Annotated in this window: 13 protein-coding genes and 3 pseudogenes; 7 read left to right on the forward strand and 9 right to left on the reverse strand. The window is 68.7% G+C overall.

Features of this window, described 5'->3' with window-relative positions:
- The first annotated feature begins 48 nt into the window (after positions 1-48).
- Both ACZ7H1_RS21110 and ACZ7H1_RS21115 read left to right on the forward strand, forming a co-directional pair.
- Positions 49-1,095, forward strand: a complete 1,047-nt coding sequence (locus ACZ7H1_RS21110) for a YihY/virulence factor BrkB family protein (protein WP_470788614.1) — start codon at positions 49-51, stop codon at positions 1,093-1,095.
- 440 nt (positions 1,096-1,535) lie between these two features.
- Positions 1,536-2,076: pseudogene (locus ACZ7H1_RS21115) on the forward strand (iron-containing redox enzyme family protein); the annotation flags it as partial.
- Positions 2,077-2,845: 769 nt separating this feature from the next.
- On the opposite strand, the gene ACZ7H1_RS21120 reads toward ACZ7H1_RS21115, so the two are convergent.
- The 4 genes and pseudogenes from ACZ7H1_RS21120 to ACZ7H1_RS21135 all read right to left on the reverse strand — a co-directional run bounded on the left by ACZ7H1_RS21120 (position 2,846) and on the right by ACZ7H1_RS21135 (position 5,155).
- On the reverse strand, positions 2,846-2,980 hold the full coding sequence (locus ACZ7H1_RS21120) for a hypothetical protein (RefSeq protein WP_470788615.1): 135 nt from the start codon (positions 2,978-2,980) through the stop codon (positions 2,846-2,848).
- A gap of 249 nt (positions 2,981-3,229) precedes the next feature.
- Positions 3,230-3,899: pseudogene (locus ACZ7H1_RS21125) on the reverse strand (winged helix-turn-helix domain-containing protein); the annotation flags it as partial.
- Between the two features lie 158 nt (positions 3,900-4,057).
- Entirely contained in the window at positions 4,058-4,468 is a 411-nt protein-coding gene (locus tag ACZ7H1_RS21130) for a DUF3052 family protein (protein ID WP_470788617.1), read from the reverse strand.
- A 123-nt stretch (positions 4,469-4,591) separates the two neighbouring features.
- Positions 4,592-5,155 (reverse strand): RICIN domain-containing protein, encoded by a 564-nt coding sequence (locus ACZ7H1_RS21135; protein ID WP_470788618.1) that lies wholly within the window; start codon positions 5,153-5,155, stop codon positions 4,592-4,594.
- 758 nt (positions 5,156-5,913) lie between these two features.
- On the opposite strand from ACZ7H1_RS21135, the pseudogene ACZ7H1_RS21140 reads away from it, so the two are divergent.
- Positions 5,914-6,568 (forward strand): annotated as a pseudogene (locus ACZ7H1_RS21140) (transposase).
- A gap of 69 nt (positions 6,569-6,637) precedes the next feature.
- On the opposite strand, the gene ACZ7H1_RS21145 reads toward ACZ7H1_RS21140, so the two are convergent.
- The 5 genes from ACZ7H1_RS21145 to ACZ7H1_RS21165 form a co-directional block, all read right to left on the reverse strand.
- Positions 6,638-7,069, reverse strand: coding sequence for a VOC family protein (locus ACZ7H1_RS21145; RefSeq protein WP_171166537.1), 432 nt, complete (start codon positions 7,067-7,069; stop codon positions 6,638-6,640).
- A gap of 200 nt (positions 7,070-7,269) precedes the next feature.
- A complete protein-coding gene (locus tag ACZ7H1_RS21150; RefSeq protein WP_470788620.1) occupies positions 7,270-7,656 on the reverse strand; it encodes a hypothetical protein in 387 nt (128 codons plus the stop codon).
- A 230-nt stretch (positions 7,657-7,886) separates the two neighbouring features.
- Positions 7,887-8,762 carry a TniQ family protein gene (locus tag ACZ7H1_RS21155; protein ID WP_470788621.1) on the reverse strand — a complete coding sequence of 292 codons (876 nt, stop codon included), beginning with the start codon at positions 8,760-8,762 and terminating at the stop codon, positions 7,887-7,889.
- Between the two features lie 246 nt (positions 8,763-9,008).
- Positions 9,009-9,656: an NADPH-dependent F420 reductase gene (locus ACZ7H1_RS21160; RefSeq protein ID WP_470788623.1), complete on the reverse strand. Its 648-nt coding sequence runs from the start codon at positions 9,654-9,656 to the stop codon at positions 9,009-9,011.
- A 63-nt stretch (positions 9,657-9,719) separates the two neighbouring features.
- A complete protein-coding gene (locus ACZ7H1_RS21165; protein ID WP_470788624.1) occupies positions 9,720-10,532 on the reverse strand; it encodes an inositol monophosphatase family protein in 813 nt (270 codons plus the stop codon).
- A gap of 144 nt (positions 10,533-10,676) precedes the next feature.
- Between ACZ7H1_RS21165 and ACZ7H1_RS21170 the strand changes: the two genes are divergently transcribed.
- The 4 genes from ACZ7H1_RS21170 to ACZ7H1_RS21185 all read left to right on the forward strand — a co-directional run bounded on the left by ACZ7H1_RS21170 (position 10,677) and on the right by ACZ7H1_RS21185 (position 13,944).
- Entirely contained in the window at positions 10,677-11,621 is a 945-nt protein-coding gene (locus ACZ7H1_RS21170; protein WP_470788625.1) for a LysR family transcriptional regulator, read from the forward strand.
- 198 nt (positions 11,622-11,819) lie between these two features.
- Complete coding sequence (locus ACZ7H1_RS21175) at positions 11,820-12,422, forward strand: DUF6000 family protein (RefSeq protein ID WP_470788626.1); 603 nt, start codon at positions 11,820-11,822, stop codon at positions 12,420-12,422.
- An 84-nt stretch (positions 12,423-12,506) separates the two neighbouring features.
- Positions 12,507-13,693 (forward strand): IS3 family transposase gene (locus ACZ7H1_RS21180; protein ID WP_470788627.1). Its coding sequence is split into 2 segments (ribosomal slippage): positions 12,507-12,797 and positions 12,800-13,693, totalling 1,185 coding nucleotides; the frame shifts between segments, so codons are not numbered across the junction.
- 47 nt (positions 13,694-13,740) lie between these two features.
- Positions 13,741-13,944 (forward strand): hypothetical protein, encoded by a 204-nt coding sequence (locus ACZ7H1_RS21185; RefSeq protein WP_470788628.1) that lies wholly within the window; start codon positions 13,741-13,743, stop codon positions 13,942-13,944.
- The last annotated feature ends 89 nt before the right edge of the window (positions 13,945-14,033 follow it).

Here is a 14,033-nt window from a genome sequence, read left to right on the forward strand (position 1 = left end):
CGAGTGCCGTACGGGCATGAGAGGCGCTGTGGTGGAAATCCGCCAGGTATGACACCCCTACCGGACCGAGGCCAGGGCAGCGACCGCGAGCGTGCCGAAACGGAGCGGGACGCCGTCGCGGGCCCGGGCGAGCTGGTCGAGGAACGGGCGCCGGATAAGCCCTCGGAGCTGCCCGTACGCTCCTGGAGAGCAGTCCTGCGCGGCACGGTCAAGGAGTTCCGGAACGACGAGCTGGCCGATCGCGCCGCGGCCTTGACCTACTACGGGGTGCTGGCGCTATTCCCCGCCCTCTTGGTTCTCGTCTCCCTGCTGGGCCTGGCCGGGGAGTCGACGACCACGCGGCTGTTGGACAACCTGCAGCAGCTGACTCCCGGCTCCGCCCGGGACGTGATCAGAGACGCGGTCGAACAGCTACAGGGCCACAGCGGCGTCGGGTCGCTGATGGCGGTCGTCGGCCTCGTCGTGGCGATGTGGTCCGCCTCCGGCTACGTTGCCGCGTTCATCCGCTCCGCGAACGCCGTCTATGACATGCCCGAGGGCCGTCCGGTGTGGAAGGTGCTGCCGCTGCGGTTGGCGCTCACCGTGACGCTGATGGTCCTCGCCTGCGCCGGCGCGTTGATCGTCGTATTCACCGGCGGCCTCGCACGGCAGGCGGGCGCTGCCCTGGGTATCGGAGACAGCGCGCTGACGGTGTGGTCGATCGCGAAGTGGCCGGTCCTGGTGCTCCTCGTCACGGTCATGATCGCGCTCCTGTACTGGGCAGCACCGAACGCCAAGGGCCGTGGGTTCCGGTGGGTGACACCGGGCAGCCTCCTGGCCCTTGGGATCTGGATGGTCGCCTCGGCCGGCTTCGCGTTCTACGTCGCGAACTTCGCTTCCTACAACAAGACGTACGGCACGGTCGCCGGTGTGATCGTCTTCCTGGTCTGGCTGTGGATCACCAATCTCGCGATTCTCCTTGGGCTCGAGTTCGATGCGGAGCTGGCCCGCCAGCGGGCGATCGCCGGAGGGATGCCCGAGGATGCGGAACCCTATGTCCGTCCCCGCGAAACCCGCGCCTGGAGCGACCAGGACCGCCGCCGCATGGAGCGGTGATCGCGTAGGCCCGCTCGTCCGGCAGAAGCGAACCGCTGGGCCATCCCGGCCGCTCTGCTCATGCATCGCTGCCTGCCGGTGTCAGGGCAGGGAGAACCATTGCCGGACCGGAGGTGGAAGGAAGTGGCAGCACGTTGCAATCGGGGAGCCAGGTCCGATATTCGTCTGTTCCTCTGAAGATCGACAAGAATTCGGATGGGCCGCTTCGCCGAGGGCAGTCGCGGGGTGTCGGTCAATTGTCGCGGTCCGCTCCGCGGGCCGCATCGAACCCGGAGGTACGCGGTGCCCACTACGGCGTTGTCCTTGCCCCGGCTGCCGGTCTGGCGGCAGAAGCCGAGGAGTGGGAAGAGTCGGTGATCATCCGTGCCGAGTCCGACTGACCACGACCCCTACCCGGCTTCCGAGGTGGCGCGCGCCCCGCCGCGGCCGTGGCCGAGGCCCTGCAGTCCGGCGGCGCGCCCGCGTACGCCCTCGGTTCCGTGCTGAAGGCCGATCCGTGGGGTGAGGAACTCCAGTTCGCCCTCTACCTGATGTACGAGCTGCACTACCGCGGCTTCGACGGCGTGGGCGACGAGCGGGAATGGGACCCGGACCTGCTGCGGCTGCGCCTGTCGCTGGAGACCTGCTTCCTGCACGCCTTGCGCACCGAGCTGCCCGACGCACCCCGAACGGTCGAGGAGGCCTTCGCCCCGCTCCTCGTCGAGCCCGTGGACCTCTCCGGCAGTTGCGCGAGTACGCGGCCCTTCGCTCCCTGTACCACCCCACGAGGCGGACCCGCATTCCCGGGTCATTCCCCGGCTCACCGGACGGGCCAAGGCCGCCATGGTCTCCATCGAGCGCGACGGGTTCGGAGCCGGCCACGCCGACCGCATCCACGCGCAGCTCTTCGCCGACCTCATGACCGACCTCGGGCTGGATCTCACGTACGGCCGGTACCTGGACCGCGCACCGGCGCCCCTGCTCGCGACCGTGAACCTCATGTAGGTTTCCGCGCCCGCAGAAGGGCTTTGACCTGCGGTACCGCAAGCTGGATGAGAATCCCGCAGATGTATCGAGAATTCCGATGGGTGTCTCGGGCTGTCCGTGTGCTGGTGGGCGGGGCATGTGTGGCGCACGGTCTGGACACCCCCGCAGCAGGTGGCGCACCCGTCGCCGGCGATCGTGTTCACCAAGCGGATGAACCTGGACGCGATGAAAGACGGTATGCGGGAGGTTGCGCGTCTGACCAGCCGCAGTGGAAGGGCCGGTGGACCACCGGCTGCACCGCCCCCGACGGTTCCAAGGACGGCTACCGCGACTACGGGTGCTCGCGGCCGGTCCAACTGGTCGGGTGCGGGAGCGGTCAGCAGCGCCACGGCGGCCAGGAGCTGCCGGTACCAGCCTTCCCCGTTCGTGTCGTTCACGGCCCGATCATGTCAGTCGGCCGACCGGGGAGGAGTCGGCGTTCCGCTCGGTGGTGTCACCAGGTGGTGACTGACCGGCGATCTCACCGGCGATCTCACCGGTGAGTAGGCCGGGTTGGCGGTGAGTTCGGTGTGACAGTGGGCTCGGGTGTGGGTGCTGGTCGGGGGCTGTTTGGGGGTGTGTGGTTACTGTCATGGATGTGAGAGATCGGGGTCTACCCGCTGGCGTTGAGTCAGAGACGTCCAGGTCGCTTACTGACGTGAAAGCGAGAGATCGCAGCCGGGGACGGCAACGGCCCCGCCTTGCACGTTGTGTGCGGGCGGGGCCGTGTGTGGTGCGGTGGGTGTTAGGCGGGCTGGCAGTAGAAGTCGCCGGCGCCGACGTTCGGGGTGCCGTCGCAGGCGTGGCTGGTGCCTGCGGAGCCCATGGCGACCAGGACGGTGAGGGCGAGTGCGGTCAGGGTCCTGCGCAGTGCGGTCATCGGATTGTCCCCCCTGTGGCTGACGTGTGCCGGACGGGATTCGGAGTCCGTCCTGGAAGGGAGGCTAGGGCCGGAACCCGGGCCACCGAAGGCGGAATACGGCCAAAGCCCGCCCGAAAGGCCGGCGTGTCGCTGAAGGGAGACCGGGTGTCCCGGGGCTGGGTGAGTGTGTCTCTCCTGCCCACTGCGTCAAGTCGGATCCCAACCAGGCGACTGCCCGGCGAGTCGCCCGCGGACGGGCCTGCCCTGTACCAGGCGGGAGCGTTCGCCGGGTTTGTAGCAGCACAGAGCCGCGATGGAGAAACGGCGCTGGGAACGGCCGCCGACCCGCACCACCGGAGTGGTTCCGCGTCGGCTCCAGGTGCGGCAGGTCGGCGGCGTCATCGAGAATCCGGCTTCGTCTTCGAAGACGATCCAGGCCCCGAGCGCCGCCGCGGTGGTTCCACGTGCGGCCACACGTCCTTCACCCAGCCGGCCACCGCCGCCTCGTCGCGCTCGACGGCACGGCGGGCGGGAAACTGGTGGCTCCATCCGTGTCGCCGCAGCAGCTGGGAAGTCCCTGACGGTGTCATGGACTTGTGGAACCGCCGGCCGATCAGGGTCTTGATCCTGGCCAGCGTCCATCGCTGGTCCGGTCGGCCGTGAGCGACAGGACCCTTGACCAACTCCTCCTCCAGGACGGCGAACAGCACCCCGCTCAGCTTCGGCCGGGAAGCCGGGCCACGGGAACGCACCCCGTCCTGGCCTGCCTCCCACCAGGCCCGCCGCCACCGCTGGACCGACCGGAGGCTGACCCGTAACTCCTTCGCGACGTCCGTGCTGCCCTGCCCGGCGGCGAACATTGCGACGACTGCTTGCCTCCGGACCTGCTCGCGGAACGCTTGCCTCTCCGCGGACCCCCACCCTGCGGATACCTCATACACCTGCCATACCGCGACGATCACCGATCGTCAGCCCCTACGACAACCCGCCTTCAAGGTCGGTAACGGATGATGTTGCCCGGGACTCCTTCGTATCCCGGGCAACATCGTAGGAAGCCGACGCCGTCACTGCGCTTGACTTCGAGATGGGGAAGTCTCACCGCACGCTGGCTTTGAGCCGGATGCCGTACCAGTCCTTGCCGACGCTGACGTTCTTGGGCTGGTGGAAGCCAGCGCTTTCCGCGGCGTCAGCGAGGAGGGACGCGTCGAGGTGTCCCTCCCGTCCGGAGCTCGGGGTGAGCAGCAAGAGGGTGGCACCTGAATCGAGCGATCCCGACGCGTCGTGCAGGACGTCGTAGAGATCGCCGTCCGCTTCGCGGAACCAGAGAAGGACGGTGTCGGCGGCATCTTGATGGTCCGCGTCGGCCAGTTCTTTGCCGGTCACCGATGCGATGTCTTTGCGGAGCCCCTGGTCGACGTCGTCGTAGCCGATCTCGACGACCACCTGGCCGGACCGGAAGCCCAGGCCGGCAGCCAGTTCGGTCCGCTCATCCTCCGAAATGCTCATCACTACGTCCTGCGTCACAGGACAAGCCCATCGCATCCCAGGCGTAGCCAACCAGATGCCCAGCGACCTTGGTTTGTCCTGCGAGGCAACGGCGGCGGCTTCGGTCAGCCCCGGGGCAAGGGTCTACCACCAGGCGGAGTTGTTCGGGCCGAGCCTCCACAGCCTGTCGCTGGAGGGGTAGGAGTAGTCGAGGCGCAGGAGGTCGTAGTCGGTTTCGATGTTGACGGCGGCCATGGCTACATCGAGGTTCGTTTCCGGGCGCCAGACCCACCACCGGTTGCTGTCGTCCCCTTTGGTCTCTTCGCGCAGGCTCCACCGCTGTAGGGCGGAGTCGTCGCAGGTGCGGATGACGATGGTCTCGCCGCGTGCCGGTGTGTTGTCGACGGGCTGCAGGCACTTGCCGCCGGACGTGGTCCGCAGCGTGCCGGTCCACAGGCGGGCAACCGGGTCCCAGGTCCCGTTGAAGTCCCATGCCTCACCGACGTTGGCGTCCCGTGCGGTGCCGCGGGCCGAGAAGACCTGGGTTCCATCAGCGGTGCTGCCGGTGGTGAGCCGGCTTCCGTCCATTTTGTTGACGAGGTCCTGGTTGCGGAGTTCGTCCGCGGAGGCCGGAGTGGCGCCCGTGAGCACAGCGGGGAGGGCCACCGCTACGGCGGCGGCGACGAGAGCTAGGCGACGCTTGGTCATGACATTCCTTTTCGGCAGCTAGAGCGACGAACCGACTGTGACACACAGTAGCCAGACGCGGGTGTCTGACACACGGAGAGTGATCGGATCCGGCCGCGTGCAGCGCCGGATGAAGAGCTGCCAGGGCGCGGATCTTGCCAGCCCCACAGCTTGGCTCAACCGCCAGAAGCCTGACTGAAGAGATCCACATCCGTGCCCGACACCCGTCGCGCAGACCTGTCGAGACACCTCCCTGCCCGGCCAGCACCGACCCGACCTCCATGCCCACCTACCAATCGGTAGCCCTACGGAACGACACCAACCTCAAGGGCTGGACCCTGCGCGACGAGGACGGCAGCCGATCACGCGCAGCCCAGGACTCATCCCACCGTCGTGCCCGGTCATTCGAGGACTCCGAAGGCGACGTCGGGCCGGCAGTGCCGGCAGACGGACACGCCCTCGGTCAGCGCCCCGGCGGGCTCCCTCCCCGCTCACTGCAACGTGCGGAGGCGATGCGCCGCAGGACCTTCGCGGTCCAAACAGCGCGTCGTCGACCTTTGGGCGCTGGAGGAGAAGCGGGTCCAGGGCTTATCTGCTGTGATGCTGCGCCAGCGATAAGCCGCTGCCCTCACGGGGTATCCGGAGGCCCTTTCAGGGTCATGTCGATGTCAACTAATGCAGGTTTCAACGGAAATTGCCATGGCGTCGTCACCTGGGGATGGTCTTGACCGACCTAAGGGTTGTCCCGTAAGTGATCTCGCCCTGCAATGATCTTGATCGTGTCAGGTGTGATCACGGCGTCGGAACCGTCCTGGATGGCCCCGTCTACCGGGCTGAGCCCGCGCGTCTTCAGCAAGTTGGTGACCGTGCTTCGCCGTGAGGGCGCCGGCTCCCCGGGCCAGGGGCGGCGGTGGGGTCTGCCGCTGGAGGACCGGGTGCTGTTGGTAGTCGCTTACTGGGGCACGAACCTGACGATGCGCCAACTCGCCCCACACCCTGGTGCCTACCCGGGGCCACAGCATCGCTGAACAGTCAAAGAACTACCGGTACTCCACCAACCACCAGGTCGTCATTGACGCGGATACCCGCCTGGTCGTTGTGGTCGGTGAGCCATTGCCCGGCAATCGCAACGACTGCCGGGCATGGGAGGAGTCTGGCGCGAAGGCCGCCGTGGGCAGGACCCTCACGATGGCCGACGGCGGCTATCCGGGCACCGGCCTCCTCAAGCCCCACCGCCGCACCCTGGGCGAAGAGTTGCCGGGCTGGAAGCGCGAGCACAATCGCTCGCACAAACAGGTCCGGGCCCGCGTCGAGCACGTCTTCGCCCGCATGAAGACCTGGAAGATCCTCCGCGACTGCCGTCTCACGGGCGACGGGGTCCGACACGCCATGCTCGGCATCGCCCGACTGCACAACCTCGCTCTCACGGGATAGCTTCTGCCGCGTACGAGACCTGAGAGGTCCCCAGGAGACGGCTCCCCCCCTCGCAGTCTCGGAGGAGAATCAGGCGAGGCAGAACTCGTTGCCCTCGATGTCCTGCATCGTGATGCACGACTCGTTGACGCCATCGGCGCGCTGCGTCAGCACGTGTTTCGCGCCGAGCGCCATCAGCCGTGCGCATTCGGCCTCGAGTGTGGCCAGGCGCTCGTCACCCACGAGCCCTGTGCCGACCCGCACATCAAGATGCACCCGGTTCTTGACGACCTTGCCTTCGGGAACTCGCTGGAAGAGCACGCGCGGGCCCACACCCGAGGGATCAGCGCACGCGAAGTAGACCTCGTCCTCAGGCGGCAGCGAGTGGTGGTACTCCTCCCACGTGGCAAAGCCCTCCGGGACTGTCGGTACGACGTACCCCAGCACCTCGCACCAGAAGGCGGCGAGGCGCGCAGGTTCCGCGCAGTCGAAGGTCACCTGGAACTGCTTGATCGTTGACATCGGCGCACGATAACAGGGGCGCTGCTCATCTCCCCGGGCGGGTGGATCCACACGTTGCCGGGAGGGCGGCCCCTGCCATCCGCTGCTGTGTCGTGCGGTCACGGGGGTGAACCGAGGTCGGCGCCTCTTCCAAAGGGTGGGACCCAGGATCCGATCTCAGCCGACCACTCTCGTGCCAAAGATCAGTTACGGGACAGCCCTTAGGAAGGCGCCTCGGTCGCGGCCGCGATTTCGGCGATGCGTTGCAGTGCGTCCTGGTAGGCGTCCGCGTTGCCCGGCATCTTCTGCCAGGCGCGGATGGTGACGGTTGCGGACTGGAGGGCGCCGGGGGTGATGCCGAGGTAGCGGGCAGCCGCGGCGCGGGAGCCACCGCGGGTCATCTGGACGAGGCGGATCGCGGCGTCTCGGCGCAGTTGGGTTGCGGGCCCGTTCAATTCGTCCAGTGGCCAGGCCCAGGCGTCCGGAAGACGTTGCGGGATGTTCTTCGGGGCGAGCAGGCCCTGGTGGCTCGGAGGCTGTGGGAAGAGCGCGGGTGGCCCGACAATTCCGCGACGGAGCTGGGTGCTCTCGTCGATGGCGGTGTTCATGCCGGGTGAGCAGTGTGGGGCGAGGCGCTTCAGCCGACGATATCCGGCACGGCTGGAGGGAAGCCGAGACAGCACGCGGGCAAGGACCGTCTGGCCGCCCGGGTCGTCGAGGATCCGGACGACGAGGGCCATCAGGGCGGCTGCCCGCAACGGATCGCCAGGCGGGTGGTCGACGGAGCGAGCCAGCCAGCCGTCCCCTTGGGGCCCGGCTCGTTCCGCAGGCGCTCGGCTCAGGGTCTCGGCGTGAGCGGCGACTCGTCCAAGTGTTCGGTGCTGGTGAGGGCTTCCGCCGTGGCGGGCCAGGTGCTGCAGATGGCGAGCGTGGCGGCACGGACATCGTTGAGGAACCGTTGGGGCGAGGTAGGTCGGCCCAGACTCTCGACCTCCTGCCCGGCCACGGAACGCGCGGCCGCGGACTGCCGCTGTTGAGCGTGCACCATCGCCTCGCTCGGGCCTTTGCCGGTGGCGGACGGATGGTCCAGCCGCTGGGCGCATGCCGGGTCCCGACCGGTACCGGGCCGATGGCGGCATTGCGCCGGGTGGAGGCGGCTACGCGGTGACGGGGTGAGCTGGGTGGGTCGCCATCTTCCGTCGGCCCGGTAGCCGTTGGAGAATGCGGGCGCCTGGCAGTTGGGGCACCGCCAATCGAGAATGCGGTGGTGGCGTGTGCAGAGGAATGTGAGTGGGAGCCGCCACGAGCCCTGCCAGACCGACCCGCCCGGAAGACCCGCGGTGTCTGCCAGGCAGGCGGGGCAGTACCGGCTGAAGGCCGTGAAGACCCAGCCGTCGTTGGCCATGTCGATATGGCTTTGGTGTCGTCCCAGGTAAACGGGGCGTAGAGGGGGACAGTTGGGGGCCTGCGTCGCGAGGGTGAGCGCATGGATCTCGGGCAGGGTGAGTCGGCAGACGGTGGCGGTCTGTCGGGATCGGTTGTCGTCCAGGCGGACGAGGTGGTGGGTGGGGAACGTCGTCCCCGCGGTGAGCCCACACCGGTGCGCGAGGTCGAGCGGAGAGATGACGATCCGGTGGGCGAGACGCAGAAGGTAGCCCGCCAGCAGTTCACCCTGGGCAGGAACCAGGCTTCTGGGCAGCGGCGTGCCCGTCATGCTGTGTCCGAGGCTGCGGGGCCGTGGTCGTCGAACGCGGAGTTGCGGCGTCGGCCGACGTGCCGTCGGCGGGTAGAGGCCGCGGGGACGGTGGGGATCTCGCCTGCCGCCTCGCGTGTAGCAAGCGTGATCAATGTCGATGAGTTCGGGCGTCACTTGCAGCCCCGCGGGCGTTGTCCGTGCCAGCGCCCAGCTGCCTCGTACGAGCCCGCTACCTGGTTTGGTCTGAACCCGGTCTTGGCGGGGTCAGCGGGCGAGGGAGACGGCGAAGGGCTTGAAGCCGTGTCGGCGCAGGATGTGGGGCACGACCAGGATCATGGCCTCGGTGGCGCGGGCCGTGGTGATGCCGCCGAGGTCTTCGATCCGTTCGGGCTGCCAGCCGAGGTCGCCGAGCAGGCCGGTGACGGTCCTCTTCGCGTGTTCGTCATCGCCCGAGAGATAGGCGGTCGGTGGGGTGGCGAGGGTGTCGGGGGCGGTCATGACCATGAAGAGCATGGTGTTGAGGGTCTTGACCACGTGGGTTTCGGGGAGGGCGGCCTGTAGCTTCTCGGCCAGGCTGCTGCCGGGATAGCACAGGTCTCCGGGCAGGCCGTCACCGGCGTCGCGGGTGGCGTTGGAGACGTCGACGAGGATCTTGCCGGCGAGTTCGGTGCGCAGGTCGGTGAGGCGGTCCAGGGAGCTGTCGCCGGGTGTCGCGTTGATCACGATGTCCGCGGTGCGGGCGGTGGTGCGCTGGTCGGCGAAGGCGATCCGCGGGGCGGCGGGCGCGGAGGTGCGGGCGGCGGGGTCCTCGGGGCTGCGGCCGCCGAGGGTGACGTGGTGTCCGGCTGCGGAGAGCTTGCCGGCGAGGTTGGCGCCGACGCGGCCGGCGCCCAGGATGCCGATGTGGGTCATGCGGTGATGCTCCTTGCGGTATCGAGTGGGAGGGGTGGGCGGGTACGCAGTACGCACGTCTGCTCAGGCGATCGGCGAGAGGACCTTGAGGGCGGCGGCGTGGATGCCGGTGGCGGAGGCCAGGAAGTCGCGGCTGGCGGTGTTCCAGGGTTCGCCGGCCAGGTCGGTGACGGTGCCTCCGGCCTCGGAGACCAGCAGGGCGCCGGCGACCAGGCCGGAGCGGACGTCGGAGAACTGCCAGAACGCGTCCATGCGTCCGGCGGCGACGTGGATGAGCTGCATCGTGGCGGGAACGGACACCCGTACGACCAGGCCGTTGACGAGCATCGCGGTGACGGAGTCGCCGATCCGCCGGAAGGTGCGCTCGTCCTCGCCGGGTTTGGCCTGACCGGTGCCGATGAGCGCGGCGCCCAGGTCGGTCTTGGCGGACACCGTCAGGGGACGGTCGTTGAGGTGGGCGCCGCCGCCGGCGACCGCGGTGTAGGTGTCGCCGGTCAGCGGCAGGTGGACGACGGTGAGCACCGGCTGGTTGTCACGGACCAGGGTGGCGGTGACGGCCCAGTCGTCCATGCCGTGTACGTGGTTGATGTTGCCCTCGGCGGGGTCGACGACCCACCACTCCCCGGCCGGGAGCGCCCCGCCGGCCAGCTCGTCCTCGGCCCACTGAGACCCCGGCCGGGCCGCCAGCAGCGGTTCCCGCAGTACGTCCAGCACCGCGTCGTCGTTGGCGTGTATCTCACCGACGACCTCGTCGAGGCTCACGCCCCGGGCGTGCGCAGTGTGACGGTCGCGCAGCGTGGCGCCGGCGGTCTTTACTGCGGCCGTCACGTCGGCGAGGAGCGTCGTACCGGCGGCGAAAGGCATGGCTGTGCTCATGGTGGGCTCCTTGGGGTCGGTCGGACCGGGTTCGGATCGGTCTGATCGGTGTGATCGGGGCGGGTTCTCTCGCCCCGCACTTCGAAGGTAGGCCGCCCGATCATTAACAACAAGTGCATGCTTGTCACTTGTAGAGTTACTGTCATGCAACTGGACTTGAATCTGCTCACGGCCCTGGACGCCCTGCTGGAAGAGGGCAGTGTCGCCGGCGCCGCAGCACGCCTCCACGTCACCTCACCGGCGATGAGCCGCACCCTGGGCCGCATCCGCAAGGCCACCGGTGATCAGATTCTGGTCCGCACCGGCCGCAGCATGGTCCCCACCACCCGCGCGCTGGCCATGCGCGCCGAGGTCCACGCCCTCGTGCAACAGGCCCACCAACTTCTTTCCGCGCATCAGGAACTCGACCTGGCGGCTCTGGACCGGGTGTTCACCGTGCGCTGGCACGACGCCCTGACCGCCGCCTGCGGCACCGCCCTGACTACGGCCGTCCACCGCCAGGCCCCCGGTGTCCGGCTGCGCCTGTCCGCCGAACCCGGGACGGACGACGCCGAGCTGCGCCGGGGTGAGATCGACCTCGAATCCAGCTCCAGCCGACCGACGCTCCCCGACATCAGCCACCGCCTCGTCGGCAGAGACCGGCTGGTCGTCGCCGTCCGCCCAGGCCACCCCCTCACCGAAACCCCGATGAGCCTCGAGAGCTACGCTGCCGCCGAACACCTCACCGTCTCGCGGCGCGGAAGCCTGCGCGACCCGATCGACGACGCCCTGACCACGCGCGGCCTCGAACGACGCGTCGTCGCCGCCGGACCCACCGCCGCCTTCGCGCTGCAACTCGCCCTCGGCACCGACCTGGTGGTCACCCTTCCCGACGCGGTCACCCGCACGGCACGGGACCAACTCGGCCTGGTCACGCTGCCGCTGCCACTGCCGTTGCCCGATGTCCCGCTGTACCTGCTGTGGCACCAGCGCTACGACGACGACCGCGCCCATACCTGGCTGCGCGAAACGGCCACCGAAACCGTCCAGGCACTATTCGCACCACCGACCGCCTCTCAACAGCCCCTCACCAACCGGTCCGGGCAGTGACGGATGCGCCCGGGGAAGGCCCGCGGCAGCTGACTCCCGTTCTCGTGAACACCACCTATTCGCGCGAGCGTGCGACTCCCAATGTCGCGTCAAAACGACGTCGCTACTCGGGCTCTGGCTCATCTTCTGTGGAGCAATAACGCTGCGTGCTGTCGAAACCCTGCTCATCCGACCTGCTCTTCGCGAGAGGATGGGGTGGTGATCCGCTACGACCCCGAGATACAGGCTCTGTACCGCCGCTACTGCCTCCCGGCACGCCGCTACCTAAAGCTTGGCGGAGCAGTACTTCGCATGTCGCGCGAGGAGTACGAGCCGTTCGTTCATGCCCTGGCCGCTGATGCGAAGGCTGTTTCCGACGCCGAGCTCACCATTCTCTTCGAGGGCAGCTGGCGCGAGCGGCGGACCGCGGCATGGCTCGCCGCTGTTTCGCGCCGTGACCACTTCCGCGAGCGTCTGGGAGCGCTGCTGCTGGAGAGCGAGGTCTGCTGCGCGGGTGGGGCCTACTGCGTGGCTCTGGCGAGTTTCGGCACCACACGGGACGCCGACCTGCTTGCCGCTTACCTGGATCGCTACCTGCGTCGGCCCGACCTTGCCTACGACCAGCCGACGGCCATGGGCGCCCTGGCGTACACCGACTCCGTCCTGCACGGCGACCTGGCCGACCCCTTCCTTCAGGAAGGCGGCCTGTGGCGGCAGTGGTTCCAGGACGCGCCCCACATGCAGGGCGATGACGGCATCTCCACCTATCTAGGCGGCATCCGCCTCGCCTGCGCCGTCATCGACGATTGCGCCAACACCTGACCTGTATTTGATTTGTTGGGACTGCTGCAGGGTTGAGTGACACCTGACCTGGCTTGCTGAGAAGCGGCCTGGAAGGATGTTGCAGTGCCCAAGCCCTATCCCAAGGAGTTCCGTGAGGACGTCGTGCGGGTCGCGCGCAACCGCGAGCCCGCTGTCACGCTGGAACAGGTGGCCGCCGACTTCGGAGTCCACCCGGCCTCGCTGACGAAGTGGCTGCGCCACGCGGAGACCGAGAACACCAAGACCACCAGGCCCGCGACGGCGCCGGCCGAGTCGGCCGAACTGCGCGAGGCCCGCAAGCGGATCCGGATGCTCGAGCAGGAGAACGAGGTCCTCAGGAGGGCCGCGGCCTATCTGTCACAGGCGAACCTGCCGGCAAAATGATGTACCCGCTCGTCCGCGAGCTGGCCGCCTCCGATGCCCCTGCAAGGGTGCCAGTGGCGGTGACGTGCCGGGTGCTCGGGCTGGCCCGCCAGCCGTACTACCGATGGCTGGTCTCACCGGTCACCGACGCGGAACTGACCGAGGCCCACCGGGCCAACGCCCTGTTCGACGCCCACCGCGACGATCCCGAGTTCGGCCACCGCTTCCTCGTCGACGAGGCCCGGGCCGCCGGCCAGGTGATGGCCGAGCGGACCGGATGGCGAATCTGCCGCGACAACCGCTGGTGGAGCGTGTTCGGCAAACGCAAAGGCCGCTGCAAGAACGCCAAGGCGGGCCCGCCCGTCCACGACGACCGGGTCCGCCGGGACTTCACCGCCCCGGCGCCGAACCGGCTGTGGCTGACCGACATCACCGAACACGCCACCGGCGAGGGCAAGCTCTACCTGTGCGCGGTCAAGGACGTGTACTCCGGCCGGATCGTGGGCTACTCCATCGACTCGAGGATGAAGTCCAGCCTCGCGGTTTCCGCTCTGGAATCCGCTGTCGCCCGCCGCGGCCAGGTCGCCGGATGCATCGTCCACTCCGATCGTGGATCTCAATTCCGCGCAAGGAAGTACGTGGCCGTTCTCGCACGTCACAGCCCTATCGGCTCGATGGGCAGAGTCGGTGCGGCAGGCGGCAACGCGGCCATGGAGAGCTTCTTGGCGCTGCCGCAGAAGAACGTCCTCGACCGCCGACCCTGGAGGACCAGGAACGAACTCCGGATCGCCATCGTGACCTGGATCGAGCGGACCTACCACCGCAGACGGCGCCAGATCCGCCTGGGCCGATTGACGCCCGTCGAGTACGAAACCATCATGGCGCCTCACACAGCACTCGCTGCGTAAATCCCAACTGTCACCCGATCACGCAGCAGTCCCGAGAGCCCACGTCCATGACCACCCCACAGCAGCCGACCCCACCCCCCGCGAGCCGCGACCCGCTCGTGCCGTTGCTGCTGGTTCTCGTCGTGGCTGTGGTCCTCGCCGCCGTCGTCTACGTGTGCGCGGTGCACCCTCGCCTCACCGGCCCGATCTCCGCAGCCGCCGCCGTCGCGGCCGCCCTGTTCGGGGCAGTCGCTCTCGTCCGACGTCGCTGAGGTACGCCGCCAGCCGGGGGGGGGGGGGGGGGGGGGGGGGGGGGCGGGGGGGGGGGGGGGGGTGGGGGTGTGGGGGGGGGGGGGTGCCA

It is taken from the genome of Streptomyces sp. NPDC037401 (genome assembly GCF_055602345.1).

Coding starts and splice junctions, on each gene's coding strand:
- ACZ7H1_RS21135 (WP_470788618.1), bottom strand. CDS start 5,155: ATGACCAAGCGTCGCCTAGCTCTCGTCGCCGCCGCCGTAGCGGTGGCC.
- ACZ7H1_RS21130 (WP_470788617.1), bottom strand. CDS start 4,468: ATGAGCATTTCGGAGGATGAGCGGACCGAACTGGCTGCCGGCCTGGGC.
- ACZ7H1_RS21165 (WP_470788624.1), bottom strand. CDS start 10,532: ATGAGCACAGCCATGCCTTTCGCCGCCGGTACGACGCTCCTCGCCGAC.
- ACZ7H1_RS21155 (WP_470788621.1), bottom strand. CDS start 8,762: ATGACGGGCACGCCGCTGCCCAGAAGCCTGGTTCCTGCCCAGGGTGAA.
- ACZ7H1_RS21150 (WP_470788620.1), bottom strand. CDS start 7,656: ATGAACACCGCCATCGACGAGAGCACCCAGCTCCGTCGCGGAATTGTC.
- ACZ7H1_RS21160 (WP_470788623.1), bottom strand. CDS start 9,656: ATGACCCACATCGGCATCCTGGGCGCCGGCCGCGTCGGCGCCAACCTC.
- ACZ7H1_RS21185 (WP_470788628.1), top strand. CDS start 13,741: ATGACCACCCCACAGCAGCCGACCCCACCCCCCGCGAGCCGCGACCCG.
- ACZ7H1_RS21120 (WP_470788615.1), bottom strand. CDS start 2,980: ATGACCGCACTGCGCAGGACCCTGACCGCACTCGCCCTCACCGTCCTG.
- ACZ7H1_RS21170 (WP_470788625.1), top strand. CDS start 10,677: ATGCAACTGGACTTGAATCTGCTCACGGCCCTGGACGCCCTGCTGGAA.
- ACZ7H1_RS21110 (WP_470788614.1), top strand. CDS start 49: ATGACACCCCTACCGGACCGAGGCCAGGGCAGCGACCGCGAGCGTGCC.
- ACZ7H1_RS21145 (WP_171166537.1), bottom strand. CDS start 7,069: ATGTCAACGATCAAGCAGTTCCAGGTGACCTTCGACTGCGCGGAACCT.